We start from the raw sequence: 25,300 nt of genomic DNA on the forward strand, positions 1-25,300 counted from the left end.
ATGCGCGAGACCCGGTCGGCCGATTCCCGGAACCGGGTGCGGCTCCGGGGAGCCGGCAGGTCTTCGGGCTCGGGCTCCGCCGGGCGAACCGCCTTCCCGGATCCGTGATCCAGTGGCTCGGGTTCGCCCGTCACCCCTACCGCTGCGCGTCAGCTCCGGCTTCCGACCGGATTCCCTCACGGCCACATGTGGCGACCGGCTCGAGATCGAGTCTAACGGGTTGGTCGCCTACTGGTGGGTGCCGCCGTCGACGCGGATCTCGGTGCCGGTGATGAAGGCGCCGTCGTCGGAGGCGAGCATCGCCACCACGCCTGCGACGTGCTCCGGCGGGGCGAAGCCGCTGCCCAGGGCGGGGGAGAGCTTGGTGAACAGGTCCCAGTCGGTGTCGGCGGGCAGCTTGTCGGCGGTGGTCTCGGTGATGCCGCTGCGGATCCCGCCCGGGACCAGCGACACCGCGCGCAGGCCCTGCTTGGCGTACTCCAGGGCGATCGCGTGGGTGAAGGACTGGATGCCGCCCTTGCTGGCCGCGTAGGCCGCCATGTACGGGTGGGCGAAGTTCGCCGACGTCGAGCTGAAGTTGATCACCACGCCGTTGCCGGTTGCCAGCAGCGCCGGTAACGCGGCTCGGGTGACCAGGAACGTGCCGGTGAGGTTGACGGCCAGGATCCGGTTCCACAGCTCCAGCGAGCACTCGTGCGTGCGCGCCGTGTGCAGCGTTCCGGCCGCGTTGACCAGCACGTCCAGCCCGCCGAGCTGCTCGGCGCAGGCGGGGACGGTGAAGTCCACGGCGTCCTCGGCGGCGATGTCCAGCGGCAGCGTGCCCAGCCGGTCGCAGGTCCCGGCCTCGGCGGCGAGCCGGGCGGTCTCCTTCAGCCCGGCTTCGTCGATGTCGGTGGTGAGCACCCGGGCACCCTCGTCGAGCAGCCGCAGCACGCTGGCCCGCCCGATCCCCGACGCTCCGCCCGTGACGAGCACGCGCTTGCCGTTGAGCCTGTCCATCTCGCGTCCTTCCGCAGCTCCCGACCGTCGTGAAGCTCAACGCGCGAGCGCGCGTGAAGTTGCTCATGCCCCCGGCTATCCAGTTCGCCGGCCGTCCAGTTCGGACGAATGTGACGAAGGTCGGTGACGCTCGGTAGGGCCCGCCCTGGACGCCGCACTGAGGGTTGGTTAAGTTAGGCGCACCTAAGTACGAGTGAGGTGTGGACATGCGCTGGATGCGGACCCTGGGACTGATCATGACGGTCCTGCTGGGAATCGCCCTGACCGGTTGCGGCGCAGCCGGTCCCGAGGGGGAGCAGCCCGCGGCCGGATCGGCCGACGGTCAGTTCCCGGTCACCATCAAGACCGCGTTCGGTGACGTCACCGTCCCCGAGCGTCCCCAGCGCGTCGTCGCGCTCGGCTGGGGCGACGCCGAAACGGCGCTGAGCCTGGGAGTGCAACCGGTCGGCGCCGCCGACTGGCTGCCCGTCGGCGGGGACGGCGTCCCGCCGTGGATCCCCGCCGACAAGCGCTACACCACGCCGCCGAAGATGCTCGGCACGATGGAGGTCGACATGGAGAGCGTCGCGGCCCTGCAGCCCGACCTCATCCTCGACACCCGCGCCAGCGGCGACAAGGAGCGCTACAACCTGCTCAACCGGCTCGGCGTGCCGGTGGTGAGCATCCCCGAGGGCGGCGGCGAGTCCTACCTGACCACCTGGGACCAGCAGCTCGACATGGTCGGCAAGGCGCTGGGCAAGCAGGCGGAGGCCGCGCAGCAGAAGGCCGACCTCGAGGGCAAGTTCCAGCAGGCCGCCGCCGCGCACCCGCAGTGGGCGGGCAAGACCGTCGCGGTCGGCGCCAAGATGGTCGGCTCCTACGGCGCCTACGTCAACGGCGGGTCCCGGCTGGAGTTCATGGAGCGGCTGGGCTTCCGCCAGTCGCCCGCCGTGCAGCAGGTGGCCGGGAGCAACTTCTTCGTCAGCGTCTCCCCGGAGCGGATGGACCTGTTCAACGCCGACCTGACCGTGATGTTCCCGATCGGGCTGGCCGCCTCCGAGATCGACCGCGACCAGATGTTCCAGCAGGTGCCCTCGGTCCGCGAAGGCCGCTCGGTGGTGCTGCACGACGAGCAGGCCACCCAGGCGTTCTCGGCGGGGACCGCGGCGGGCATGTCCTACGCGGTCGACAAGGTCGTCCCGCTCATCGAGCAGGCCAAGCAGGGCTGATCGACCCCGACCGGCAAGGAGAACGACGCGTGACCTCGTGGGACCCGGCCGAGGCCGAGCACGTCACCTCGGCGGCGCAGCTCCGCGAGATCGTCGAACCGCCGCACCCGGAGATCGCCGAGAAGGTGGTCTCCGGGATCGACGGCGTCAGCCGCGGCTTCATCGAGCGGTCGCGGCTGTTCCTCGTGGCCACCACCGGCGCCGACGGCAGGCTCGACGTCTCGCCGCGCGGTGACACCGCCCGCAGCGTCGTCGTCTTCGACGACGGCAAGACGCTGGCCTACGCCGAGCGTCCCGGCAACCGCCGGGTGGACGGGCTGCACAACATCTTGGAGAACCCGCAGGTGGGGATGCTGTTCATGATCCCCGGCGTCACCCACGTGCTGCGCGTCAACGGCACCGCCACCGTCGTCCGCTCGGCCCCCTTCATGGCCGACCTCGCCGTCAAGGGCACACCCCCGGAGCTGGCGGTCGTGGTCACGGTCGAGGAGCTGTTCGTCCACTGCGGCCGGGCCCTCCTCAAGTCCGGCCTCTGGCGCCCCCACACCTGGCCGGAGGGCGACCACCCGGGCGTCATGGCCCTCTTCGAATCCCAACAGGCCCTCAAGACCGACCCACCCCGGACCACCCCCTGACGCGCTCCGCAGGGCGCGTCATGTCGAAAACCCCGGTTTTCACGCGACGAAAACAGCGGTTTTTGACGCGTGAAAACCGGGGTTTTCGACACGGGGTGGGGAAATTCGCAGGTGAGGGGGTTATGTGGTGACTCGTTCGGGGGAGCGGGGTGGTGCGGTGGGGACCACCGGGACTGCGAGCAGGGCGCAGCAGCCGGCGATGGCGAAGGCGATCGGGTAGCCGGCGGCGGCGATGACCGCGCCCATGATCGGCGGGACGGCGGTGGCCGTGAGTGATTGGCCGGTGTTCTGGGCGCCCATGGCGCGGCCGCTCCAGTGCGGGCCCGCGATCTCGGCGACCGCGGTGAAGGCCAGCCCGTTGTGGGCGACCGCGACGATCGAGGCCACGACCATGAAGGTCAGGGCCAGGGGAGTGCCCGACAGGGCGGCCAGCCCGCCCATCGCGATCGCCGAGCCGAAGGCGAAGTAGCGGATCGGCCGCAACCGGCTGCCGATCCGGTCCGACCAGATCCCGGCGCCGACCCGGCTCAGCGCGCTGCACAGCTGCGAGGCGCCGACCAGCGCGCTGGCGGCCGCGGTGCTCCAGTGCTGCGTGGCGATCAGCCAGACGAGCATGTACGTCCAGGCCGTCTGCTGCGGCACGGTCAGCGCGATCGAGACGGCGTGGATGCGCAGCAGCCGCCGGTCGCCCCGGTAGGGGTTGTCGCTGTGGCCGTCGCGGCGGGCCTCGGCCACCGACGGCCTCGGCGGGTCCAGGATCAACGCCGCCACCAGCACCGCGGCCACCGCGCACACGCCGGCGACGGTGAGCAGCGTGACCGTGAGCCCCCGGGCCTCGACGAGGTTCGGCACCAGCACGGCGGTCAGGCCCACGCCCAGCGGCTGCGCGGTCTGCCGGATGCCCATCGCCATGCCGCGCCGCTGCGGCGGGAACCAGCCGGAGACGACGCGGCCGCTGGCCGAGTTCGAGCTGGCCCCGGCCGCGCCGCCGACGAACAGCAGCACCGCCAGCCACACCAGCGATCCGGCCAGCGCGGCCGCCGCGGCGCTGACCGCCAGCATGCTCAGCCCGATCAGCAGCGAGATCCGCTCGCCGATGCGGTCGACGATCGCGCCCCAGATGATCAGCGTGCACATCGTCCCGGCCAGCGGAGCGGCGGCGATCATGCCCGCCTGCGACAGCGACAGCCCGCGCTCGAAGTGCAGGTTCGGGATCAGCGCGGGTGCGGCGTTGGTGAACACCGTCGCCGCGAGCTGCGCGAACATCGAGATCGCCAGCATCAGCCAGCGGTTCGGGGTGCGCGTGATCGTCGATCCGAGCATGGTCCAGACCGTAGACCTTAGCGAGAGAAACGATCTGGTTCCGGGGAGGTGTGCCCGAGCACACCTCCCCGGTGCCTTCAGTCCACGGACATCTCGCCCAGCTGCGACCAGTCGTCCTGGTCGATCTTGGCGTTGATGATGCGCGGGGTCTCCGCCAGGTACGGCGGCAGCTCCTTCCGCGCGTCGTGGAAGTGCTGCGAGGTGACGTGCGCCGAGCCCGCCTCGTCATCGCGGAAGGCCTCCACCAGCACGTACTCGGTGGGGTCCGCCAGGCTGCGGGACCAGTCGAACCACAGGCATCCCGGCTCGGAGCGGGTGGCCTCGGTGAAGGTCCGCGCGATCTCCGGCCACGCCTCGGCGTGCTCCGGCTTGATGCGCCACTTCGCGGTGATGAAGATCATCGGTGTTCCTCCAGGTCAGGGGGTCAGGATCGCGCGGCCCCGGATGCGGCCGGCGTCGAGGTCGTCCAGGGCGTCCTGGAAGCGCTCCAGCGGGTACTTGCTGGTGTGCAACCGGACCTTGTCCTGGGCGGCCAGCACCATCAGCTCGCACAGGTCGTTGTAGGAACCGACCAGGTTGCCAATGAAGTTGATCTCCGTGGAGATGATGTCGATCGTCGGCACGTCGATGTTCTCGCCGTAACCGACCACGTGGTAATCCCCGGCGCGACGCAGCATCCGCACGCCCTCGGACGTCGCGCCGCCCTCGCCGACGAAGTCGATGACGGTCTCCGCGCCGTGGCCCCCGGTGAGCTCCCGCACCTGCTCGACGTGCGTGCCGTCGGCGACCACGCCGTGGTCGGCGCCGATGTCGGCGGCCAGCTTCACCGCCTCCGGGTTGCGGTCCAGCACCACCAGTTCCGCGGCCGAGATCGCCTTGAGCACCTGGATGCCGATGTGGCCGAGCCCGCCCGCGCCGATCACCACGCACTTGTCGCCCGGGCGCAGCTTGCGGGCCGCCTTGGCCGCCGCGTGGTACGCGGTCAGACCCGCGTCGGCCAGCGCCGCTACGTCCGCCGGCTCCAGCGAGTCGTCGATGCGCACCACGCTGCGCGCCGAGGTCTTGAGGTAGTCGGCGTAACCGCCCGCGGTGTCGATGCCCGGGAACAGCGACTGCTCGCAGTGCACGTCGTCGCCGAACCGGCACGCCCGGCACAACCCGCAGGTCACCAGCGGGTGCACGATCACCTTGTCACCCTCGGAGACGTTGGTGACCGCGCTGCCCACCGCGTGCACCCAGCCCGCGTTCTCGTGCCCGATCGTGTAAGGCAGCTCCACGCCGGACTTCTCCGCCCACTGCCCCTCGAGGATGTGGATGTCGGTGCGGCACACCCCGGCGCCGCCGATCTTGACCACGACGTCGTAGGGCCCGGTCGGCTCCGGAACCGGGACCTCGGTCAACCGCATCGGCTCGTGGTAGCCGACGACCTGCACTGCTCTCATGACGCTCGTCCTTCCGAAGACATCGCCCGCGGCGTCTGGTCCGCCCCGGGCGCGGGATTGGCGGAATCGGGGTAGCGGGTGCGCAGCAGCCCGCGGCAGAAGTGGGAGTTGCCCTCCACCGAGATGCGCGTCGCCCGGGCGAAGCGCAACCGGAACGGCACCTGCTCCGGTGAGCACGGCCGCCCCTCGTCGTCGACCAGCACCGGGGCCTCGGGCCCGGTCGCGAACCCGACCGCCGCGCGGCGGTCGAGCAGCGACCGCGTCGCCGCCTCGTCGGGCAGGTCGGCGACGGTGATCGCGTGCAGGTCCTCCTCGGCCAGCTCCGGCCGGGCCTTGAGCAGCCGGGTCAGGACCCGCTCCATCGCCGCCGCGTGGGCCTTGCGGCGGAACGTCGCCCGCAGCTCCTCCAGGTCCTCGTCGGCCTCGCCCGGGAACGTGTCGCGATACCCGGCGTCGGCGGCCAGACCGGTGTTGATCAGCGTCGAGTCGTGGTGGTCGTCGAGCTCGACCACCACGCCCGTCACGCCCGGCAGGGCGCGCAGCACGTCCTTGGCGTCCGAGGCCATCAGGTAGGCGAAGTTCGGCGCGCAGAACGAGGTGGGCAGCCGCAGGTGCACCTCGACCTCGCCCGCCTCGCTCACCTCCAGCGAGCGCACGAACCCCAGGTCCGTCACCGGCTCGTCCAGCTCCGGATCGATGACCTGGTGCAGCGCCTCCCACGCGGCGGTGCGCAGTTCGGCGGCCATCTCAGACACCCGCCTTCTCGGCCACGTCCAGCTCCGCCGGAACCGGGATGTCGTACATGCGGGCGGCGTTGAGGCCGAGGATCTTGCGCTTCTGCTCGGTGGTCAGCGGCGCGTACTCGCCCTGCATGTCCTCCGGGATCTGGAAGTCCACGAACTGCTCGATCAGCCACTTCGGCGTCCAGATCGCGTAGTCGCTGGAGAACTGGATGCGATCCTCGTCCAGCCAGTACAGCAGCTCGCCGATGATCTGGGCGAAGTAGCGCGGGCGCGAGTGGATGAAGGGCATCGCCACCGCCAGGCCCGCGTGCACGTTGGGCTCCTGCACCGCGATCCAGCAGAAGTCCTCCAGCCGCGGCAGGCCGCAGTGCTCCACCACGAAGTTGAGGTCGGTGAAGTCGGTGGCGACCTTGTCCACGTCGGCGACGTCGAAGGCGTCGCGGTCCAGCGGCCGGATCGTCGGCCCCTTGTGGATGTGGATGTTCCGGATGTCCAGCTCCTGGCACGCCTCCAGGTACTTGATGCACCACGGGTCGTCGAGCTTGTAGCCGCGCGAGTCGCCCTGCCACTCGGCGGTGTAGAGCTTGACGCCCTTGAGGTCGAAGCGCTCGGCGTCCCGCTTGAGCTGGTCCAGACCGGCCTGCTCGAAACGCGGGTCGAAGCAGTGGTTGTAGGTCAGCTTGTCCGGGTGCTCCCGCGTCAGCGCGAACGCCTCCTCGGTCTGGCCGAAACCGTTGCCGTAGAAGGCGCTCAGCAGCGCGGGCTGGAAGATCGCGTGGTCGACGTAGCCGTCGGTGAACAGGTCCTTCATCAGCCGCTCGCCGCCCTGGTAGAGGAAGTCCTCGTAGGGCCAGTGCTCGGACTCCGGGCTGAGGTTGCGGTGGTAGTCGTAGAAGCAGTCGATGAACTGCTTGCCGTGGATGTTGCGCTGGTTGTCGGCACGGGCGTCCCAGAGCGCGACGTGGGCGTCCACGATGAAGTAGTTCTCGCCGTCCTTGCTGTACATGTGTCCTCCGCTACGTGGCAGCTGTGGCACGTTCGGGAGGGAACGGTAGGAGCGATCAAGCCCCGTCGGCGGCGCTCGCGTGTCTCACTTTGAGACAGCGCGACCGCCCTGGAGGCTTGCTCCCTGCGCTTACCCTGGGTCCACCGGCGCAACGTCGCGTCACCTGGAGGTTTGAGATGCACCTGCACCTGAGTGCGCCCGACTCCGCCTGCCCCACCTCGGTCACGCCCCGGCTGCGCGCGTCCTGGCGGCGCAGCGCCCGGTACGGGCTCAGCGCGGAGGAGATGCGTCCGGTGTTCACCGGATCGGTCGATACCGGCTCGCTGCTCTACGAGTGCGGGACCGCGGTGCTGCGGGGACTGCAGGCCACCCTGGCCAACGAACCGGTCAGCATGATGATCACCGATCCGGAGGGCCTGGTGCTCAGCCGGATCTGCGAGGACGGGACGATCAACCGCTCGCTGGACCGCGTGCACCTGGCACCCGGCTTCTACTTCGCCGAGGAGAACGCCGGCACCAACGGCCTCGGCCTGGCCCTGGCCGACCGGGCGCCGTCGCTGGTGCGCGCCGAGGAGCACTACTGCGCCGGACTGCGCGGCTACACCTGCGCGGCCGCCCCGGTGCTCGACCCGGTCAGCGGTGGCGTCGCAGGCAGCGTCAACCTCACGACCTGGTCGGAGGACGCCTCCGAGCTGCTGCTGGCGCTGGCCCAGTCGGCCGCGGGCAACACGACCGCGCTGATGCTGGCCCGCGGTGCCGGGCGCAGCGCGCACCCGATGCCGCGCGGCGAGGTGTTCCGCGTCTACGCCGACCGGATGAGCGCGCCCGAGGCGTCGGTCCTCACGCCCGGGTGGCGCAACGTCTTCTCCGAGGCCCGCTCGGCGTTCCGCAACGGCCGGGCGGTCGCCGTCGTCGGCGAGGCCGGGACCGGCAAGACGGCGCTGGCCTCGCTGGCGCGCCGGGAGCTGCGCCGCGAGCGGGTGCTCAGCGTGCGCCCGCCCGCGCCCGACGACGCCGAGGCGTGGCTGGAGCTGTGGGCGCCGGAGCTGGGCAAGGACAGCACCTGCGTGATGATCTCCGGCGTTGACCGGCTGCCCGCGTGGGTCACCGGCGAGCTCGCCGGACTGCTGGAGCAGGTGCGCTCGGACGAGGGGATGGCGCCGTACGTGCTCACCGCGTCGTCGGCCGAGGAGATGCCGGAGGAGCTGCGGCGGCTCGTCGACACCGTCGTGGAGGTACCCGCGCTGCGGTTCCGGCCCGACGACATCCAGCCCCTCGCAAGGCACTTCGCCCGGCAGCGGCGGCGCCGCGACGTGGAGTTCACCCCGGCTGCGATGCGCACGCTCACCGCCTACGACTGGCCGGAGAACGTCCGCCAGCTGCGCCAGGTCGTCCGCGAAGCGGCCGGCCGGACCGATCTCGTCGACCTCCACCACCTCCCGCCGGAGGTCTTCACCGGCCCGGGACGGCCCCTGACCCGCCTGGAATCGGTCGAACGCGACGAGATCATCCGCTGCCTCACCGAACCCGGAACGACGGTCGGCGAAGCCGCCCGGGAGCTCGGCGTCAGCCGAGCCACCATCTACCGAAAGATGGCCCAGTACCGAATCACCCTCCCCACCAAAACCCCACGCCCCACCCCCTGAACCTCGCTCCCTCTCCGCCACCCCGTCTCCTCAGACCACGCCACTCCCGGCTCTTCCGACCACGCCACCCCCGTCTCCTCCGACTGCGGTACCCCCGCTCCTCTGACGGCGGTACTGCGGTTCTTCCGACTGCGGCACTGCGGTTCCGAGGTTTGCCCGGGCTAGGGCCGTTGCTCGGCAGGGCTCGGAGACGTGAGGTGAAGTGCCCGGGTGCGGTGAGCCGGGAGTTCGGGGTGGGGTGGGGTTCTGGACAGCGGGGGTTCGGTTGGGGAGGGTTTCGAGGTGGGGTCGTGCGTTGTGGAAGGGGTTGGGATGGGGCGGGCCGTCCGGATCGGGGAGCCTGGGGTTCTCGCTGTCGTTGAGGAGGAGGTCGGCGGACTCGGGTGGGGTGAGGCGCTCGTCGCGGTGGCCTGGGCCGGGATTTGCGGGTCTGATCTGGAGGTGTTCCAGGGGACTCGGCCCGCGGAGTTCGTTCGCTACCCCGTCGTTCCGGGGCACGAGTGGTCCGGGACCGTCGTGCGCGTCGGTGACGGCGCGGATCCCGAGCTCGTCGGGCGCAAGGTCGTGGGGGAGGGCTTCCGGAACTGCGGCCGGTGCACGGCATGCCGCGAAGGCGACACCAGCCTGTGCTCGGCCGGGTACGACGAGACCGGGTTCACGCAGCCCGGCGCCTGGGCCGACCACCTGAAGCTGCCGGCCCGGTTGCTGCACCCGCTACCCGACGAGGCCGACCTGCGCGCCGCCGCGCTGCTCGAACCCGCCGCCTGCATGGCCTCGGCGGTGCTCAAGGCCGACCTCCGGGTGGGGGAGAGCGTCGCGGTCATCGGCGGCGGTACCCTCGGCCTGCTCGCCACCCAGCTGCTCGCCGCGGCCGGGGCCGGGCACCTCGTGGTCGTCGACCCCCGCGCCGACCGGGCCGAACCGGCGAAAGCCTGCGGTGCCACGGACTTCCGCGCACCCGACGAGCTCGACGGCGGCTTCGACGTCGTGCTGGAAGCCGCCGGAGCCTCCGGCACCGGACGGCTCGCGGTGCGCTCCACCCGGCGCGGCGGACGCACCGTGCTCACCGGCATCGCTCCGGAGGAGCACGAGCCCCTCGCCCCGGCCGACCTGGTCGGTGCCGCGGTCACCGTGCACACCGTGTTCGGCGCGTCCACCAGCGCGTGGGCGCACGCGGTCCGCGCCTTCGCCACCGGGCACCTCGACCCCGCGCCGCTGATCACCCACGAGTTCGTCCTGGACGACGCCGAGCAGGCGCTGCGCGCGCTGGCCGACCGGTCGGTGCCCACCGGGAAGGTGCTGCTGCACCCATGACGCGACGCGGAGGTTCACCCGTGCTGGACCAGGTCACCGGGCCCGTCGCCGCCCACGGAGAAGGGCCGGTGTGGTTCCCGCGCTGGCCCGGTCTGCGCTGGGTGGACATGCTCGTCGGCGACGTGCTCACCCTCGACGGCTCCGGCGAGATCCGCCGTGACCACGTCGGTTCGGTCGCCGCCGCGCTGCGACCGAGGGAATCCGGTGGCGCGGTGCTCGCGCTGGAGCGCGGATTCGCGCTGGCCGACGACGCGCTGCAGGACGTCCGGCCGATGCCGGAGCTGTGGACCGGTGCCGAGGTCCGGATGAACGAGGGCGGCTGCGGCCCGGACGGCGCCTTCTACTGCGGGTCGATGGCCTACGCCGAAACCCCCGGCGCGGGAACCCTCTACCGCCTCGACCCGCAGGGCCGCGTCGAACCCGTGCTGAGCGAGATCAGCATCTCCAACGGTCTCATGTGGACCGACGACGGGACCCGCGCCTACTACGCCGACACCCCGACCCAGCGGGTCGACGTCTTCGACTTCGAAGACGGGAAGCTGGTCGGCAGAAGGCCTTTCGCGCACATCGACCCGGCCGACGGTTCTCCGGACGGTCTCACCGTCGACGACGAAGGCGGGGTCTGGGTCGCCCTCTGGGGCGGCTCGGCCGTCCGCCACTACACCCCCGACGGCGAGCTCGCCGAGATCATCGAGGTCCCCACCCCGAAGGTCACCTCCTGCACCTTCGGCGGCGAGGACCTCGACCACCTCTACATCACGACGTCCCAGGTCGATACCGACCTGGACGCGCACCCCGGAGCAGGTGCCCTGTTCGTCACCGTCCCCGGAGTCCGAGGACTCCCCGTCCGCACCTACCTGGGATGACGCGGTTTTCATGAAAACCGTCCCACCCCCACCAAGGGAACCTTCGTCCCCGTGGTGGGGGTGGGGGAGGTTTTCATGAAAACTTCCCCCACCCCATCGTGATCAGCCGTGGGGGTCGAAGGGGATCCCTTCGGGCTTGGCCTTCTCCAGGTTGCCCGCGAACGCGTCGTCCTTGATGGCCAGGCCGGCGCTGCCGTAGTCGGCCGAGGTGAGCGCGTCGCGCAGACCCGTGTCCGGCCAGTTGTTCCAGCTCACCAGCGCCGGGTACTGCCAGGTGCCGTAGTGGTTCTCGGGTGCCTCGTCGGCACCGGCCAGCCGGAAGCAGTGCGTGCCCACGCCGTCCTTGTGGTAGACGACCTTGGCGTGCGTGCCCTCCCACTGGACCTGGTCGGCCGGGTAGGTCGAGTAGTCGCCGTGCGCGGAGGTCGAGACGTACTTGGCCTCGTCGTTCTGCACCCACACCACGACGTGCTCCAGGTCGTGGCGGTGCCCGCCGAGCCCGCTGCCGTCGACGGCCTGGTCCTTCTCGAAGTACAGGTCGTAGACGTAGGCGCACCACCCGTTGTTGCACTTCTCGCGCGAGTACGAGTTGGTGTTGTCCAGGTCGGACTGGTCGTGGCAGCTGCCGTTCACCGCGCCGGTGGTGTCCAGACCGGGTGCGATCGTGCCGTCGGAACCGATGGCCGGGGTGGGGTAGCAGCCGTCGCCGTCGTAGTCGAACGCGGGCTGCCACTTGGCGTCGGCCTCGGCGGCGCTGACGGGCAGCGCCGCGGGCGGGTCGGCGGCCGCGATCGCCGGCGGCAGCGCCAGCAGCAGCACTCCCGCTCCGGCGATGCCGGCCGCGAGCCTCCCGGCGCGCTTTCGGTCCACTGTGGTCATGGGGCGACCGCTCCTCTCCGATGGCGAAACTGGAGCGATCATAAATGCATTGCGTTGCCGGGCAGGAGAATTCGAATTGAACAGAATTGGTCGCCACGCGCCTGGCCTGCGACTTTCCCGTTTTCACAAACGAATGCCGGAGCGGTGTGGGAAATCGGTCACAGGTGAACCGGCAGCCGCTGCACGGAATTGCTGAACAACGACGGCACCGGCAGCAGGGCGTCTTCGGCGAGCGTCAGCGACGGATACCGCGCGAACAGCGCCGACACGGCCTCGACGGCTTCCAGCCGCGCCAGGTGCGCGCCGAGGCAGAAGTGCGGCCCGCCGCCGAAGGCCAGGTGCCGCTCCGGAACGCGCGTCAGGTCGAAAACGCCGGCACCGGTGCCGTGGTGCTCCGGATCGCGGCCGACACCGCTGTAGGGCGCGATGATGGCCTCGCCGCGCGGGATCGTCACCCCGGCGATGGTGATGTCCTCCAGCGGGTAGCGGGCCGGGAAGTTCCCGATCGGCGCGTCCCACCGCAGCGTCTCCTCCACGGCCTCCGCCCACGCCCCGGCGCGAGCGAGCTCCAGCTGGTCGGGGTGGGTGAGCAGCGCGCGCGTGGTGTTGAGGATCAACGACAGCGTCGTCTCGTGCCCGGCGGTGAGCAGCAGCCACAGCGTGTCCACCAGCTCCTCGGTGCTGAGCGCGTCGGACTCACCGGCGAGCAGCAGCGCGCTGGTCAGGTCCTCGCCCGGCGATTCCCGGCGCAGTTCCACGACGTCGTTGAGCAGCCGGTGCCGATCCCGCTGGGTCGCCAGCACTTCCTCCGGCGTGGTGTCGGTGCGGAACAGGCTGTCGACGAGCGCCCGCAGTTCGGCGCGCCACTCGACCGGAACACCGACGAGCTCGCAGATCACGTGCATCGGCACCGGGTAGGCGAAGTGCGGTCTCAGGTCGACCACGTCGTCGGTCGCCTGGCGGGGCAGGTCGTCCAGCAGCCCGGCGATGACGTCGCGAACCCGAGGTCGCAGGTCTTCCACGCGTCCGCGGGTGAAGTCGCGGGTGACCAGGCGGCGCAGCCGCTGGTGCTCGGCCCCGTCGGCGGTGACCATGTTCGTCACCTTGACCATGCCGATCAGCGGCCAGTCGTCGGCGATCTCGCCCTCGCGCACCGCCGTCCAGTTCCGCCAGTCCTTGCTCACCCGCGGATCGGCGACGAGCTCGGCCAGCGCGGTGTGCTCGGTGACCGCCCACGCGCGTACCCCGCCCGGCAGCAGCACCCGCACCACCGTTCCGGCCGCGCGCATCCGGGCGGCCTCGCCGTGATGATCGGCGGCCAGCGGGTCGAGCTCGATCAGCGGAACCTCGGACATCGGCGTCCTCCAGGCGGCGAGCGATGCGCTCCATCCTGGGGCGAGCGGACCGGGCTGTCGAGCTCTGTTCGAGTGACGGCTACAGCGGTGGTCCTCCCGGCCCGGCGTGGCGGGTGATGAGATCGCGGTCCTCCGGGCTGATCGCGCGCGCGTCGCGGGCGTGCGCCCAGGCGTAGGCGTCGTGCTCGGTCAAGCGCACGTTCCCGCCGCTCACGGTCACCGACCATGTGTGCTGGCGGACGGAGCGGCCCTTGCGGTTGATGTAGTCGTGGGCGGCGAGGTAGCGGGTGAACCCGGTGACGGCCAGGCCGGTCTCCTCGTGGACCTCGCGGCGCAGCGCCGCCAGCAGGTCGCGGTCGTGCGGTTCGACCTTGCCCCCGGGCATCTCCCACACCCCGCCCCGGAACTCGTGCTTCGGGCGGCGCAGCAGCAGGGCCCGGTCGTCGCGCACGATGAGCGCGCGGACCACCTGCTGGCCGATCCCGTCGGCGGTGTCGCGGGCGAGCAGTTCGGCGAGTTGTGCGGTGTTCATCGAGTGACGGCCCCCTCAGTCCGTGCGGCTCACCGACCAGTTTGGCGGCCCTCAGGCGAAAACGCCCCCCGATGCCGGGAAATCGTCACGACCGGGTTATCCGAGCCGCGTCTTGCGCTCCCGCACCTCGTCGAGGTGGCCGCGCAGGTACTCGGCCGCGCGCTCGCGCTCCCCGGACTCCAGCAGGTCGAGCAGTTCCAGGTGCTCGCGGGCCTGGTGGACCAGGCGCTGCCGGTCGGCCTGGTGGCGGTACTCAACCAGGCGACGCACGCGGTTGACCCGGCGCACCGACTCCAGCAGGTAGGTGTTGCCCGCGCAACCCACCAGCATCTCGTGGAACTCGGCGTTGACCCGGAACAGCTCGCCGCGCGGCAGCAGCAGCGCGTCACCGCGCAGCAGCGTCTCCTGCTGCTTGCGGTGCAGCGCGAAGGTCTCGGCGTCGACGGTGAAGCCGGGTTCGAGCAGCGCCGCCGGTTCGACGATCATGCGGAACCGGTAGCTCTGGTCGTGCGCCTCGGCGGTCGAGAGCACCTGCTGGAACTCCCAGCCCCGGCCGGAGCGGCGTCGGATCAGGTCCTCGCGCTCCATGCGGGCCAGCACCCGCTCGGCCTGCCGGGGGCTCAGGTCGTAGCTGCGGGCGACGTCGGCGGTGGTGAACTCGTCGGCGAACCGGCCGGTGAGGTAGTCGTCGCCGAGGCTGAAGTAGGCGCGCTCCTCGACGTCGTCGTCGGCGGAGAGCTCGACGTGGGCGAGTTCGGAGGCCGAGCGGTTCAGGAAGTAGCCGCGGTTGGGCTCGCGCACCAGCAGCCCGAGCTCGGCCAGGTAGGCCAGCGCCTTGCGGACCGGCGAGCGGGAGACGTCCAGCGAGTCGGCCACCCACTGCTCGCGCACGTGCGCGCCCCGGTCCAGCTCGGCTCGCCGGACCAGGTCGATGACCTGCATCGCGATGGTGGGCGCCATGCCTTCCCTCCCGTGGCTTGGTGCCGCCATGCTAGCCGCGCCGCCGCGGGGGACCGCGACGGCGCGGCCGAGCTCACGCGGTCTTCGCGCGGCGGCGCAGCAGCAGGGTCACCACCACGGCCGCGGCCAGCACCGCGTAGAGGGCGGCGGCGATCGGGCTGCTGATCAGCACCGTCGGATCGCCCTGACCCAGCGCCATCGCGCGGCGCAGCTCCCGTTCGGCCAACGGCCCGAGGATCACCCCGATCAGCACCGGTGCCAGCGGAACTCCGTTGCGGCGCAGCAGGAAGCTGAGCAGGCCAACCGCGTAGACCAGGATCACGTCGGAGATCGCCAGCTTCGCCGCGTAGGCGCCGAGCGTGGCGAAGACCGCGATCGAGGCGTAGAGGTAGTGCTGCGGGATCTTCAGCAGCCGCGCCCACACCGGGGCGAACGGCAGGTTGAGCGCCAGCAGCAGCACGTTGCCGATGAACAGGCTCGCCAGCAGGGCCCACACCAGCTCGCCCTCGTCGGAGAACAGCAGCGGACCCGGCTGCATCCCGTACTGCTGGAAGGCACCGAGCATGACCGCCGTGGTCGCCGAGGTCGGCAGACCCAGCCCGAGCAGCGGCACCAGCGAGACGGCCGTGGTGGAGTTGTTGGCGGCCTCCGGTGCGGCCACGCCCTCGATCGCGCCCGCGCCGAACTCCGACCGCCCGCGCCGCGCGGCCAACCGGCGCTCCAAGCCCAGCGACAGGAACGTGGGGATTTCCGAGCCACCGGCGGGGATCGCACCGAACGGCAGCCCGATGCCGGTGCCGCGCAACCACGGCAGCAGCGACCGCCGCACGTCCGAGCGCCCCAGCCAGGGCTTGCCGGTGCTGATGTCCTGCAGGCGTTGGGATTCGCGGCCGCGCGCGGCCACGTGCAGCACCTCGCCGATCGCGAGCATGCCGACGGTTACCACGACGACGCTGATGCCGTCGAGTAGCGCGTCGGAACCGAGCGTGTACCGGGCAACGCCGGTCTGCTGGTCGATGCCCACGACTCCGAGCGCCAGGCCGAGACCCAGCGCGGTGAGCCCGCGCACCGCCGAGTCGGCGACCACGGCCGCGGTGGCCACGAACGCGAACACGGCCAGCGCGAAGTACTCGGCCGGGCCGAAGCGCAGCGCGAAGTCCACCAGGTAGGGGGCGCAGAACACGACCGCCGCGCAGGCGATGGTGCCGCCGACGAACGAGCCGATCGCGGCGGTGGCCAGCGCTTGCGGGGCACGGCCCTTGCGAGCCATGAGGAAACCCTCGAACGCGGTGGCCATCGACGACGACTGACCGGGGGTGTTGAGCAGGATCGCGGTGGTGGACCCGCCGAACTGGCCGCCGAAGTAGACCCCGGCGAGCATGATGAACGCGCCGGTGGGTTCGAGCTTGAACGTCAGCGGCACCAGCATCGCCACCGCCATCGAGCTGCCCAGCCCCGGCAGCACGCCCACTGCCGTGCCCAGCACGACGCCGATCAGGCACAGCAGCAGGTTCAGCGGGGTCAGGGCGTCGGCGAAGCCGGCCAGCAACTGGCCGAAGGTCTCGGTCACGACGCCTCCAGCAGCAGTCCGACGGGCAGGGACACGCCGAGCCCGGCGGAGAAGCCGAACTGCACGGCGCAGGAGAACACCGCGGCGACGCCGAGGTCGAACAGCGCCCGGGTGCTGCCGACCGCCCGCGCGATGCCCCAGAACAGGGCGATCCCGGCGGGAATCCAGCCGACGAGCCACAGCAGCACGACGTGCGCGGCCAGCGTGGCCACCACGATCCCGAAAGACCGCCACTCCGGACCGGTCTCGGTATCCGGTGTCGGTCGGTCGAACAGCAGCAGGACGCCGAGCACCAGCAGCGCGCCGCCGACGCCGATCGGGAACCACTGCGGGCCGAGGTAGCCGATGTTGAGCGGCAGGTCCAGGTCGAACCCGCCGAGGACCAGTCCCGCGCCGACGAGCAGGACCAGCGCGGGCAGCACGAGTCGGCCCAGGTCGCGGTCCGGTGGTGCCGTTGTCGTCATGACAGCCCCAATCTGGAGGTGATCGCGCGGATGTTCTCGGTGTCCTGACGCAGGAACCGCTGGAACTCCGGACCGGTTTGGAAGGCGTCGATCCAGTTGTTGCGCTCCAGCGCGTCCCGCCACTGCGGGGTGGCGGTCAGCTTCCGGACGTAGTCCTGGATCCGCTTCTCGTCGGCCTCGTCGAGACCGGGTGCGGCGGTCAGGCCGCGCCAGTTCGACATCGCGATGTCGATTCCCTGCTCGCGCAACGTGGGTGTGCCCGGGAGGTCGCCGGAGCGCTCGGGTGCGCCGACGCCGAGGGCGCGCAGCTCGCCCGTCTCGACCTGGTCGCTGATCTCGTTGGTGTTGGCCACGCCGACGTCGAGGTGCCCGCCGAGCAGCGAGGCCACCATCTCGCCGCCGCCGGAGTGGGCGATGTAGTTGAGGTCGGACGGCCCGACACCGGCCGCGCCCGCCAGCGACCCGGCCAGCAGGTGGTCGAGGCTGCCGATCGAGCCGCCGCCGACGGCCACGGCCCCGGGGTCGGTGCGCCAGCGCTGCACGAGGTCGGCGGTGGTGCGCAGCGGTGAGTTCGCGGGCACCACGATCGCGTCGAAGTCCTCGGTGATCTTGGCGATCGGGGTGGTGTCCTGAACGGTGGCGGGGGAGCCGTTGATCTCGACCGCGCCGAGCATGGTCGTGCCGGTGAGCATCAGCGTGTTGGTGTCGCCGGGCTGGTTGACCAGGCGCGCCAGTCCGATGGTGCCGCCGGCCCCTTCGACGTTGAGGACCTCGCCGGTGCCGGTGAGGTCGTTGGCCTGGGCGGCGTTCTGGAGTTCGCGGGCGGTGGTGTCCCAGCCGCCGCCGGGCGCGGCGGGGGCGATGATCCGCAGCTTGTCGTGCATCCCGGCGCTGGGCCGGGCGGCCTCGTACGCCTCGCCGACGCCGGCGCCGACCAGCAGCAGGCTCGCCGCCGCGAGACCGATGCGGGTGAGGGTTCGGCGGGCGGTCACGCCACCACCTCCTGGCCGGGGGTGGGGTGCCGGGAACGATCCGCGCTGATCGTCATGCTCCGCTCCTCAAGTCGGGAGAGATTGTCGCGAAGTGCGGAACGGAACAATACGAAGGTCGTCAGCACGAAGTCAACAGTCATTCATCATTGATTGTGCGAACATGCATTTTGATACAATCGGCTCATGGTCTCGACGTTCCCCCAGGTCACGCTCGCCGCAGGCGGGCGGTCGCACCGGTACCTGCCGCTGTCGCACCTGCTGCCGCACGACCGGCTCACCGCGATCCCCTACGCCGCGCGGATCCTGCTGGAGAACGTGGCGCGGCGGGCCCCGGAGGCGCTGCCCGCGGCGCTGGAGCGCGCCACCGGGCGCGGCCCGGACTGCGAGATCCCCGTGCACCCGAACCGGATCATGCTGCACGACACGACCTGCCTGCCCGCGCTCGCCGACTTCGCCGGGATGCGCGACGCGGTGGCCGAGCTCGGCGGCGACCCGGCCGCCGTCGGGCCGACCATCCCGGTGGACCTGACCGTCGACCACTCGGTGATCGTCGAGGACTACGGCACGCGAACGGCCCTGGAGAACAACCTCGCCATCGACTTCCGCCGCAACCGCGAGCGGTACGAATTCATCAAGTGGGCTCAGGGGAGCCTGCAGAACTTCCGGGTCGTGCCCCCGGCGACCGGCATCATCCACCAGGTCAACATGGAATCGCTGGCCCGCGTGGTGTGGGACGACGACGGCGTGCTGCACCCCGACCTGCTGGTGGCCACCGACAGCCACACCCCGATGATCAACGCGCTCGGCGTGGTCGGCTGGGGCGTCGGCGGGCTGCAGGCCCAGGCGGCGATGGTCGGCGAACCCGTCGTCATCCCGTTCCCGAAGGTCGTGGGCGTGCGCCTGCTCGGACGGCTGCGGCCGGGGGTCACCGCCACCGACCTCGCCCTGACCGTCACCGAGCTGCTGCGCGCGCACGGTGTGGTCGACAAGTTCGTCGAGTTCGTCGGCCCCGGCGCCCTGCAGCTGGGGTGGGCCGCGCGGGCGGCGGTGGCGAACATGGCCCCCGAGTACGGCGCGACCTGCGCGTTCTTCCCGTTCGACGACGAGACGCTGCGCTACCTGGAGCTCACCGCCCGCGAACCCGAGCACCGCGAGGTCGTCGCCGCCTACCTGCGCGCCCAGGGGCTGTTCCGCGACGCCGATTCGCCGGAACCGGACTACGACGAGGAGCTGGAGCTCGACCTCGACGCGGTCGAGCCGAGCATGGCAGGCCCCCGGCTGCCGCACCAGCGCGTCCCGCTGTCGCAGGTGCCCGCCTCCTTCCGCGCCGAGGTGGGCGAAACCGACTCCGCAGCAGGAGGTTTCGGCGAGGACGTGCCCGCCGGGGCGGTGGCGATCGCCTCGATCACCAGCTGCACCAACACCGCCAACCCCGACCTGATGGTGCAGGCCGGGCTGCTGGCGCGGCGGGCCGCCGAGCGCGGGCTGACCAGCAAGCCGTGGGTCAAGACCTCGCTGTCGCCCGGTTCCCGGGTGGTCGCCGACTACCTGGAGCGCGCGGGCCTGCTGGACCCGCTGCGCGCCTTGGGCTTCGACATCGCCGGGTTCGGCTGCATGACCTGCATCGGCAACTCCGGAGCGCTGCACCCGAGGATCTCGGAGCTGGTCGACGACGGGTTCACCCCGACGGCGGTGATCTCCGGCAACCGCAACTTCGGCGGCCGCATCAACCCCCAGGTCTCGCTCGCCTACCTCGCCTCACCGCCGCTGGTGGTCGCCTACGCCCTGGCCGGAACGGTGCTGCACGACCTCGACACCCCGCTGGGCACCGACGGGGACGGGAAGCCGGTGCACCTGCGGGACCTGTGGCCCTCCGACGAGGAGGTCGCCCGAGTCGTCGCCGAGTCCGTGGCGCCGGGGATGTTCCGCGCCAACACCGCGGACCTGCGCACCGGGACCCGGCACTGGCGGGAACTCCCGGCCTCCGGGGGCGTGCGCTACGACTGGGCCCCGGACTCGACCTACATCCGCCGCCCGCCCTACCTCACCGGCCTGCCGGCCGAACCGGAACCGCGCCGGGAGATCAGGGGCGCGCGGGTCCTGCTGCTGCTCGGCGACGACGTGACCACCGACCACATCTCCCCGGCCGGGGCGATCCCGCCCGACAGCGCAGCCGGGCACTACCTGCGGGACCGCGGCGTCGAGGTGCGCGACCTCAACCAGTACTCGACCCGGCGCAGCAACCACGAGGTGATGCTGCGCGGCGGTTTCACCAACCCCACCACCCGGAACCTGCTGATCGACGGTGAGCAGCGGGGCGCGGGCGAGCAGCGGGGCGCGCTGGCCCGCGCCGCCGACGGCCGCGCGCTGCCGGTGCACGAGGCCGCCGAGACCTACCGGGTTCCGCTCGTGGTGGTGGCCGGTCGCAACTACGGCGCCGGGTCGAGCCGCGATTGGGCCGCGAAGGTCCAGGCGCTGCTGGGAGTCCGGGCGGTGATCGCCGAGAGCTTCGAGCGCATCCACCGCAGCAACCTCATCGGCATGGGCGTCCTGCCGCTGCAGCTCCCTCCGGGCACGACCGCGGGAGACTTGGCGCTGACGGGGGAGGAGGAGCTGGTGATCACCGGGCTGGAGGACCTCAGCGTCGGCCTGAACCCCGTTCGGCTGACGATCAACGGCACCGCCTCGTGGGAGCTGTCGCTGCGCCTGGACACCCGCAACGAGATCGACTACCTCACCCACGGCGGCACCCTGCCGCACGTGGTGCGCCGGGTCCTCGGTCAGAGGTCCAGCACGAGCCGGTCGGACAGGGACCGCGACACGCAGGGGTAGAGCCGTCCCCCGGCGGCGCCGACCTCGTCGCGGTGGTCCGGTTCCCCGTCGAGGTAGCGCAGTTCGCAGCTGCCGCACACGCCCTCGCGGCAGCCGGAGGCGACCGGCATCCCGGCGATGCGCAGCGCTTCCAGCAGCGTGTCGCCGGGTTCGACCGGGACCGTCCTGCCGGACCGCGCGCAGACCGCCTCGAAAGCGGTGTTCGGCGCGAAAGTCCTGGTGCGGGGCCGGAACCGCTCCACGTGCAGCCGCTCGGCCGGGAACACCTCCTCGGCCTCGGCCAGCATCGGTTCCGGCCCGCAGCAGTACACCACCGCCTCCGGTCCGAGCCCGGCGGCGAGGGCGGGCAGGTCCGGGCGCTCGAACCGGACCCGATCGCCGTGCCGGCGCCGCAGCTCCTCGGCGAAGGGCAGCGACCGTCCCGAGTGGACCAACCGCACCTCGGATCCCGAGGCCGCGGCGGCGTTGAGCATCGGCAGGAGCGGCGTGATGCCGATGCCTCCGGCCACGAACAGGTGCTCCCGCGCTTCGACGAGTGGGAAGGTGTTGCGCGGCAGGGAGATCTGCACGGTCCGGCCGGGCCGCAGGTGGTCGTGGACGTACTCCGAGCCGCCCCGGCTGAGCCGCTCGCGTCGCACCGCGATCCGGTAGTCCGGGCCGTCCGGGTCGCCGCACAGCGAGTACTGGCGGGTCAGCCAGTTCGGCAGCGTCAGGTCGATGTGCGCGCCCGGCTCCCACGCGGCCAGCGGTCCGCCGGTGCCGCGCAGGGTCAGCGCGACCACGCCGTCGGCGATGGGGGAGATGTCGTCGATGAGTGCCTTCTGCACCGGTACCTCTCAGTAGAGCCGCTGGTAGCCGTGCTCCAGCATCGAGTTCAGGGTGTCGGGTTCGATGTCGAGGCCGAACTGGTCGGCGGCGATCTCGCCGGGCGACGGGATCTCCTCGGCGAGCGCTTGGCTCGCCGGGTCCCACAGCCGCGAGCGCAGCAGCGCGCGCCCGCAGTGCAGGAACGCCTCCTCGACCCGCACCACGATCGCCAGCTGCGGCGTGCGCCCCTCGACCTGCATCCGGGCCAGGACCTCGGCGTCGTCGGTGGCGTGGGCGGACCCGTTGACCCGCGCGGTCTCCGGGAGCCCCGGGATGAAGAACAGCAGTCCCACACCGGGATTGGTGGCGAGGTTCTGGAAGGAGTCGGCGATCTGGTTGCCCGGGCGATCCGGGATGGCCAGCGTCGAGTCGTCGAGGACCTTCACGAAGCCGGGGTAGTCGCCGCGCGGCGAGCAGTCGGCGTTGCCCTGGGCGTCGGCGGTGGCCATCGACAGGAACGGCGAGTGCGCGATGAACCGCCGCAGGTGCTCGTCGAGCTCGGACTGCTTCTTGCCCCGCATCATCGCGTCCGGTTCGCCGATGCGGGCCCGGACCTCCTCGAACGGGACCTGCCTGGGTCGTGCCGGTGTCATGCGCTCCTCCTGCGTCGGCCTGGTGGACCCGACAGTAGGGTGGCCGGTGTGCGGCAGGTGGCCATCCATGACCGCGAAGCGGCCAACCCGATGCTGGTGGTCGTCGGCCGGCCCGAACTCGACCCGGGCATGGCGGGCGAGCACCGGCACCGGCGGAACATGCTGAGCTGGGCCGAATCGGGCACCTTCGCCGTGCACGCCGGTGGCCGTGAGTGGCTCGTCCCGCCGTCCCACGGCATGTGGATGCCCGCCGGGGTGCTGCACTCGGTGGAGACCCGCCGTCCCGGCCGGGGTCGCGTGGTGATCTTCGTCGACGACCACGGCCCCACCGACTGGCGCGAACCCACCGGTGTGGCGATCACCCCGCTCATCGCCGAGCTCATCGTGCACCTCGACGAGAACCGGCGGCGCGGACCGCTGCGCGGGCACGCCGAATCCCTGCTGCTGGGGCTGCTCGAACCCGTTCCCAACACGGTCTTCGACGTCCCGATCCCCGCCGACGACCGCGTCCGGCGCATCGCCGACGCGCTGATCGCCGACCCGGCCGACCCGCGCGACCTCGACGAGTGGGCGTTCGCGGTGAACGCGGGCGTGCGCACCATCAGCCGCCTGTTCAGCGCCGAGACGGGACTGACGTTCAACCAGTGGCGCACCCGCGTGCGCGTCCGCGCCGCGATCGGTCACCTCTCCGCGGGCGCCTCGGTCGGCAGCGCCGCTCGCGCGGTCGGCTACCGGAAGCCCGCGGCCTTCGCGGAGGCGTTCCGCCGCCTCACGGGCCAGCCCCCGAGCATCTACCAGGGCGGAGCCGCCCGGTGAGCTGATCGTGCGTAGTGTTCCGTCCCGGATCGGTCAGCACCGGGAGGGAATCGGATGCCGGAGGGCTTCGCGCGCGCTCAGGACGGGACGCGGATCGCCTACCAGGTCGGCGGTGCCGGTCCGCCGCTGGTGCTGCTGGCCGGGCAGGCCAACGATCACCGCTGGTGGGACGGCGTCCGCGAGGACTTCGAGGGCGCGCACCGCACGATCACGTTCGACCACCGGGGCACCGGTGACAGCGACAAACCCGACGAGCCCTGCTCCACACGGGGTTTCGCCGCCGACGTGGTAGCCGTCCTGGACGAGCTCGGGATCGGCTCCGCCGACGTCTACGGCACGTCGATGGGCGGGCGGATCGCGCAGTGGGTCGCCATCGACCACCCCGACCGGGTCCGCCGGCTGGTGCTCGGTTGCACCTCGCCCGGCGGTCCGCGCGCCACCGAGCGCGACGCCGACGTCCGCCGCGCCCTCGCCCAGCCCGATCCCGGTGCGGCCGAGCGAGCCCTGCTGGAGCTGATGTACAGCCCCGGGTGGCTGGCCGAGCACGACGGACCGCGCTGCGTGCTCGGCGACCCGGACATGCCGCCGCACGCCCGCCGCCACCACCTGGCGGCCAGCAACCGGCACGACGCCTGGGAGCAGCTGACCGCCATTCGCGCCCGCACGCTCGTGCTGCACGGCGCCGACGACCGGATGACCCCGGCGAGCAACGCGGAGCTGATCGCCGAGCGCATCCCCGACGCCCGCGCCCGGGTGCTCCCCGGACTCCGGCACGCCTACTTCCACGAAGGCCGCCCCGCCACGAGCGAGCTGGTCCTCGACTTCCTCGCCGATCCCGACCGGTGAGGACGGTGCTGATGGGCGGACGGGCGGCCAGCTAGAATTGGTGCACAAAATTGTCACCAATCTGGGGTAGGCGCAGTGACCACAGCTAAGCCGGACGACATCGGCCAGGAGACCCCGGTCGTGGACGCCATCCGCGCGGCCATCACCAGCGGGGACTTCGCGCCGAACCAGCGGCTGGTGGAGGCCGAGCTCTCCGAGCAGTTCGGCGCCAGCCGGGCCGCGGTGCGCAACGCGCTGGTGCAGCTGACCACCGAGGGCCTGGTGGAGCGCATCCAGAACCGGGGTGCGCGGGTCCGGGCGGTGTCGCTGCAGGAGGCCATCGAGATCACCGAGGTCCGGATGGTCGTCGAGGGGCTGTGCGCCGCGCGCGCGGCGCAGCGCGCCACCGAGGACGAGCACGCCGAGCTGCGCGAGATCGGCGAGCAGATGCGCCAGGCGGTCTCCTCCGGTGACGTGCTCGGCTACTCCGAGATCAACAAGCGGCTGCACGCCCTGATCCTGCGGATCAGCGGCCAGGAGATCGCCGCCGATGTCCTCGGCAGGCTGCGCGGCCAGAACGTCCGCCACCAGTTCCGCCTGGCCATGCACCCCGGCCGCCCTTCGGTGTCGCTGCCGCAGCACCTGGCCATCATCGAGGCCATCTGCGCGGGCGACGCCGACGCCGCCGAGGCCGCCATGCGCACCCACCTCGGCAGCGTCATCGAAGCCCTCCCCGAAGTCGACAAGACCCAATCCCGCTTCAACGCGCTCTGAGATTCGGGGTGGTGGTGTGCTCGGCGCGCCAAGGGACGGTTTTTCCTCGAATCGCCCATGATCAATGTCCGTGTTGCCCGGACAGTTTGGACTAAGGATACGTTTCAAAAGGAACGCGACCAAGGCGACCCAAGCTTCAGTAAACGCGACCCACTACGGGTACGTTTCGCAAGGCAGTGGCAATTTCTTCTGAAATTGGCGGACCGCACAACGCGAGGAGAACCACGAAACGAAGCCAATTTCTGGAGAAATTGCCACTCCGCACGCAAGCAGCTCGACCCCGCGAAGCGATCCTGAAGAGCCCCGTGGGGGGGGTGCAGTTTTCATGAAAACTGTCAGACCCCTCGGGGTCTGTCTGTGGGGTGGACTCCAGGGCCCTTGAGGCGGTTGATCTGGGGTTTTGTGGTTCCACCGTGTGGGTGGTGGGACAGTTTTCATGAAAACTTTCCCACCCCTCGGGGGTACCTTGGGAGCGCTTCGCGGGGTGCTTGGGGTAGGCGCGGAGGGGCAATTTCGTCCGAAATTGGCTTCTTTTCGTGGCTTCCTCTCGTCGTGCGGTCCGCCAATTTCAGACGAAATTCCCCTGCCTTTCGAAACGTACGCGTAGTGGGTCGCGTTTACCAAAGCTTGGGTCGTCTTGGTTGCATTCCTTTTGAAAC

General features: G+C 71.2%; 25 protein-coding genes and 1 riboswitch. Of the genes, 9 read left to right on the plus strand and 16 right to left on the minus strand.

The window, feature by feature from the left end; all coding sequences use genetic code 11:
* Positions 1-36: 36 nt before the first annotated feature.
* Positions 37-215, minus strand: a riboswitch (cobalamin riboswitch).
* 13 nt (positions 216-228) lie between these two features.
* Positions 229-999, minus strand: coding sequence for an SDR family NAD(P)-dependent oxidoreductase (locus tag REH65_RS01070; protein WP_406690852.1), 771 nt, complete (start codon positions 997-999; stop codon positions 229-231).
* A 206-nt stretch (positions 1,000-1,205) separates the two neighbouring features.
* On the opposite strand from REH65_RS01070, the gene REH65_RS01075 reads away from it, so the two are divergent.
* Entirely contained in the window at positions 1,206-2,207 is a 1,002-nt protein-coding gene (locus REH65_RS01075) for an iron-siderophore ABC transporter substrate-binding protein (RefSeq protein WP_406690853.1), read from the plus strand.
* A 29-nt stretch (positions 2,208-2,236) separates the two neighbouring features.
* A complete protein-coding gene (locus REH65_RS01080) occupies positions 2,237-2,842 on the plus strand; it encodes an MSMEG_1061 family FMN-dependent PPOX-type flavoprotein (RefSeq protein ID WP_406690854.1) in 606 nt (201 codons plus the stop codon).
* Positions 2,843-2,962: 120 nt separating this feature from the next.
* On the opposite strand, the gene REH65_RS01085 is transcribed toward REH65_RS01080, so the two are convergent.
* The 5 genes from REH65_RS01085 to REH65_RS01105 all read right to left on the minus strand — a co-directional run bounded on the left by REH65_RS01085 (position 2,963) and on the right by REH65_RS01105 (position 7,356).
* Positions 2,963-4,165, minus strand: a complete 1,203-nt coding sequence (locus tag REH65_RS01085; protein ID WP_406690855.1) for an MFS transporter — start codon at positions 4,163-4,165, stop codon at positions 2,963-2,965.
* A gap of 77 nt (positions 4,166-4,242) precedes the next feature.
* On the minus strand, positions 4,243-4,566 hold the full coding sequence (locus tag REH65_RS01090; protein WP_281454192.1) for a putative quinol monooxygenase: 324 nt from the start codon (positions 4,564-4,566) through the stop codon (positions 4,243-4,245).
* Between the two features lie 15 nt (positions 4,567-4,581).
* On the minus strand, positions 4,582-5,607 hold the full coding sequence (locus REH65_RS01095) for an NAD(P)-dependent alcohol dehydrogenase (protein ID WP_406690856.1): 1,026 nt from the start codon (positions 5,605-5,607) through the stop codon (positions 4,582-4,584).
* A complete protein-coding gene (locus REH65_RS01100; RefSeq protein ID WP_406693055.1) occupies positions 5,604-6,353 on the minus strand; it encodes a metal-sulfur cluster assembly factor in 750 nt (249 codons plus the stop codon). Before REH65_RS01100 ends, REH65_RS01095 begins: the two co-directional genes overlap by 4 nt.
* A gap of 1 nt (position 6,354) precedes the next feature.
* Complete coding sequence (locus REH65_RS01105) at positions 6,355-7,356, minus strand: amidohydrolase family protein (protein WP_406690857.1); 1,002 nt, start codon at positions 7,354-7,356, stop codon at positions 6,355-6,357.
* A gap of 176 nt (positions 7,357-7,532) precedes the next feature.
* On the opposite strand from REH65_RS01105, the gene REH65_RS01110 reads away from it, so the two are divergent.
* The 3 genes from REH65_RS01110 to REH65_RS01120 all read left to right on the plus strand — a co-directional run bounded on the left by REH65_RS01110 (position 7,533) and on the right by REH65_RS01120 (position 11,182).
* A complete protein-coding gene (locus REH65_RS01110; protein ID WP_406690858.1) occupies positions 7,533-9,002 on the plus strand; it encodes a helix-turn-helix domain-containing protein in 1,470 nt (489 codons plus the stop codon).
* Between the two features lie 312 nt (positions 9,003-9,314).
* On the plus strand, positions 9,315-10,316 hold the full coding sequence (locus REH65_RS01115; RefSeq protein ID WP_406690859.1) for a zinc-binding dehydrogenase: 1,002 nt from the start codon (positions 9,315-9,317) through the stop codon (positions 10,314-10,316).
* Positions 10,313-11,182 carry an SMP-30/gluconolactonase/LRE family protein gene (locus REH65_RS01120; RefSeq protein WP_406690860.1) on the plus strand — a complete coding sequence of 290 codons (870 nt, stop codon included), beginning with the start codon at positions 10,313-10,315 and terminating at the stop codon, positions 11,180-11,182. Before REH65_RS01115 ends, REH65_RS01120 begins: the two co-directional genes overlap by 4 nt.
* Positions 11,183-11,284: 102 nt before the next feature.
* Here REH65_RS01120 and REH65_RS01125 read toward each other — a convergent pair whose 3' ends face one another.
* From REH65_RS01125 to REH65_RS01160, 8 genes are all read right to left on the minus strand, one after another.
* On the minus strand, positions 11,285-12,061 hold the full coding sequence (locus REH65_RS01125) for an NPP1 family protein (RefSeq protein WP_406690861.1): 777 nt from the start codon (positions 12,059-12,061) through the stop codon (positions 11,285-11,287).
* A gap of 158 nt (positions 12,062-12,219) precedes the next feature.
* Complete coding sequence (locus REH65_RS01130) at positions 12,220-13,416, minus strand: cytochrome P450 (protein WP_406690862.1); 1,197 nt, start codon at positions 13,414-13,416, stop codon at positions 12,220-12,222.
* A 79-nt stretch (positions 13,417-13,495) separates the two neighbouring features.
* The gene (locus REH65_RS01135) at positions 13,496-13,948 is read right to left on the minus strand and encodes an NUDIX domain-containing protein (RefSeq protein WP_406690863.1); all 453 of its coding nucleotides are present in this window, start codon (positions 13,946-13,948) and stop codon (positions 13,496-13,498) included.
* 96 nt (positions 13,949-14,044) lie between these two features.
* A complete protein-coding gene (locus tag REH65_RS01140) occupies positions 14,045-14,908 on the minus strand; it encodes a GntR family transcriptional regulator (RefSeq protein ID WP_281454201.1) in 864 nt (287 codons plus the stop codon).
* Between the two features lie 73 nt (positions 14,909-14,981).
* Positions 14,982-16,478: a tripartite tricarboxylate transporter permease gene (locus REH65_RS01145; protein ID WP_406690864.1), complete on the minus strand. Its 1,497-nt coding sequence runs from the start codon at positions 16,476-16,478 to the stop codon at positions 14,982-14,984.
* Entirely contained in the window at positions 16,475-16,942 is a 468-nt protein-coding gene (locus REH65_RS01150; protein ID WP_406690865.1) for a tripartite tricarboxylate transporter TctB family protein, read from the minus strand. The genes REH65_RS01145 and REH65_RS01150 overlap by 4 nt, the downstream gene beginning before the upstream one ends.
* Positions 16,939-17,934, minus strand: coding sequence for a Bug family tripartite tricarboxylate transporter substrate binding protein (locus REH65_RS01155; RefSeq protein ID WP_406690866.1), 996 nt, complete (start codon positions 17,932-17,934; stop codon positions 16,939-16,941). Before REH65_RS01155 ends, REH65_RS01150 begins: the two co-directional genes overlap by 4 nt.
* Entirely contained in the window at positions 17,931-18,074 is a 144-nt protein-coding gene (locus REH65_RS01160; protein ID WP_406690867.1) for a hypothetical protein, read from the minus strand. Before REH65_RS01160 ends, REH65_RS01155 begins: the two co-directional genes overlap by 4 nt.
* Before the next feature lie 43 nt (positions 18,075-18,117).
* Between REH65_RS01160 and acnA the strand changes: the two genes are divergently transcribed.
* Positions 18,118-20,766 (plus strand): aconitate hydratase AcnA, encoded by a 2,649-nt coding sequence (gene acnA, locus REH65_RS01165; protein WP_406690868.1) that lies wholly within the window; start codon positions 18,118-18,120, stop codon positions 20,764-20,766.
* Here the strand turns inward: acnA and REH65_RS01170 are convergent.
* Positions 20,715-21,593 carry a PDR/VanB family oxidoreductase gene (locus REH65_RS01170; protein ID WP_406690869.1) on the minus strand — a complete coding sequence of 293 codons (879 nt, stop codon included), beginning with the start codon at positions 21,591-21,593 and terminating at the stop codon, positions 20,715-20,717. The two genes, acnA and REH65_RS01170, sit on opposite strands and share 52 nt — an antisense overlap.
* Positions 21,594-21,602: 9 nt before the next feature.
* Entirely contained in the window at positions 21,603-22,226 is a 624-nt protein-coding gene (locus REH65_RS01175) for an MSMEG_1061 family FMN-dependent PPOX-type flavoprotein (RefSeq protein WP_406690870.1), read from the minus strand.
* Between the two features lie 57 nt (positions 22,227-22,283).
* On the opposite strand from REH65_RS01175, the gene REH65_RS01180 reads away from it, so the two are divergent.
* From REH65_RS01180 to REH65_RS01190, 3 genes are all read left to right on the plus strand, one after another.
* Positions 22,284-23,042 carry a helix-turn-helix domain-containing protein gene (locus REH65_RS01180; RefSeq protein WP_406690871.1) on the plus strand — a complete coding sequence of 253 codons (759 nt, stop codon included), beginning with the start codon at positions 22,284-22,286 and terminating at the stop codon, positions 23,040-23,042.
* 54 nt (positions 23,043-23,096) lie between these two features.
* Positions 23,097-23,888, plus strand: a complete 792-nt coding sequence (locus REH65_RS01185) for an alpha/beta fold hydrolase (RefSeq protein WP_406690872.1) — start codon at positions 23,097-23,099, stop codon at positions 23,886-23,888.
* A 75-nt stretch (positions 23,889-23,963) separates the two neighbouring features.
* Positions 23,964-24,641, plus strand: coding sequence for a GntR family transcriptional regulator (locus REH65_RS01190; RefSeq protein WP_406690873.1), 678 nt, complete (start codon positions 23,964-23,966; stop codon positions 24,639-24,641).
* Positions 24,642-25,300: the final 659 nt, after the last annotated feature.

It is taken from the genome of Saccharopolyspora sp. ID03-671, from assembly GCF_045278815.1.
GTDB lineage: Bacteria > Actinomycetota > Actinomycetes > Mycobacteriales > Pseudonocardiaceae > Saccharopolyspora > Saccharopolyspora ipomoeae.

Bases quoted from the DNA above. Each gene is read 5' to 3' on its own strand.
- REH65_RS01070 (WP_406690852.1), bottom strand. From the start codon at position 999: ATGGACAGGCTCAACGGCAAGCGCGTGCTCGTCACGGGCGGAGCGTCG.
- REH65_RS01075 (WP_406690853.1), top strand. From the start codon at position 1,206: ATGCGCTGGATGCGGACCCTGGGACTGATCATGACGGTCCTGCTGGGA.
- REH65_RS01085 (WP_406690855.1), bottom strand. From the start codon at position 4,165: ATGCTCGGATCGACGATCACGCGCACCCCGAACCGCTGGCTGATGCTG.
- REH65_RS01090 (WP_281454192.1), bottom strand. From the start codon at position 4,566: ATGATCTTCATCACCGCGAAGTGGCGCATCAAGCCGGAGCACGCCGAG.
- REH65_RS01095 (WP_406690856.1), bottom strand. From the start codon at position 5,607: ATGAGAGCAGTGCAGGTCGTCGGCTACCACGAGCCGATGCGGTTGACC.
- REH65_RS01100 (WP_406693055.1), bottom strand. From the start codon at position 6,353: ATGGCCGCCGAACTGCGCACCGCCGCGTGGGAGGCGCTGCACCAGGTC.
- REH65_RS01105 (WP_406690857.1), bottom strand. From the start codon at position 7,356: ATGTACAGCAAGGACGGCGAGAACTACTTCATCGTGGACGCCCACGTC.
- REH65_RS01110 (WP_406690858.1), top strand. From the start codon at position 7,533: ATGCACCTGCACCTGAGTGCGCCCGACTCCGCCTGCCCCACCTCGGTC.
- REH65_RS01115 (WP_406690859.1), top strand. From the start codon at position 9,315: ATGGGGCGGGCCGTCCGGATCGGGGAGCCTGGGGTTCTCGCTGTCGTT.
- REH65_RS01120 (WP_406690860.1), top strand. From the start codon at position 10,313: ATGACGCGACGCGGAGGTTCACCCGTGCTGGACCAGGTCACCGGGCCC.
- REH65_RS01125 (WP_406690861.1), bottom strand. From the start codon at position 12,061: ATGACCACAGTGGACCGAAAGCGCGCCGGGAGGCTCGCGGCCGGCATC.
- REH65_RS01130 (WP_406690862.1), bottom strand. From the start codon at position 13,416: ATGTCCGAGGTTCCGCTGATCGAGCTCGACCCGCTGGCCGCCGATCAT.
- REH65_RS01135 (WP_406690863.1), bottom strand. From the start codon at position 13,948: ATGAACACCGCACAACTCGCCGAACTGCTCGCCCGCGACACCGCCGAC.
- REH65_RS01140 (WP_281454201.1), bottom strand. From the start codon at position 14,908: ATGGCGCCCACCATCGCGATGCAGGTCATCGACCTGGTCCGGCGAGCC.
- REH65_RS01150 (WP_406690865.1), bottom strand. From the start codon at position 16,942: ATGACGACAACGGCACCACCGGACCGCGACCTGGGCCGACTCGTGCTG.
- REH65_RS01160 (WP_406690867.1), bottom strand. From the start codon at position 18,074: ATGACTGTTGACTTCGTGCTGACGACCTTCGTATTGTTCCGTTCCGCA.
- acnA (WP_406690868.1), top strand. From the start codon at position 18,118: ATGGTCTCGACGTTCCCCCAGGTCACGCTCGCCGCAGGCGGGCGGTCG.
- REH65_RS01175 (WP_406690870.1), bottom strand. From the start codon at position 22,226: ATGACACCGGCACGACCCAGGCAGGTCCCGTTCGAGGAGGTCCGGGCC.
- REH65_RS01185 (WP_406690872.1), top strand. From the start codon at position 23,097: ATGCCGGAGGGCTTCGCGCGCGCTCAGGACGGGACGCGGATCGCCTAC.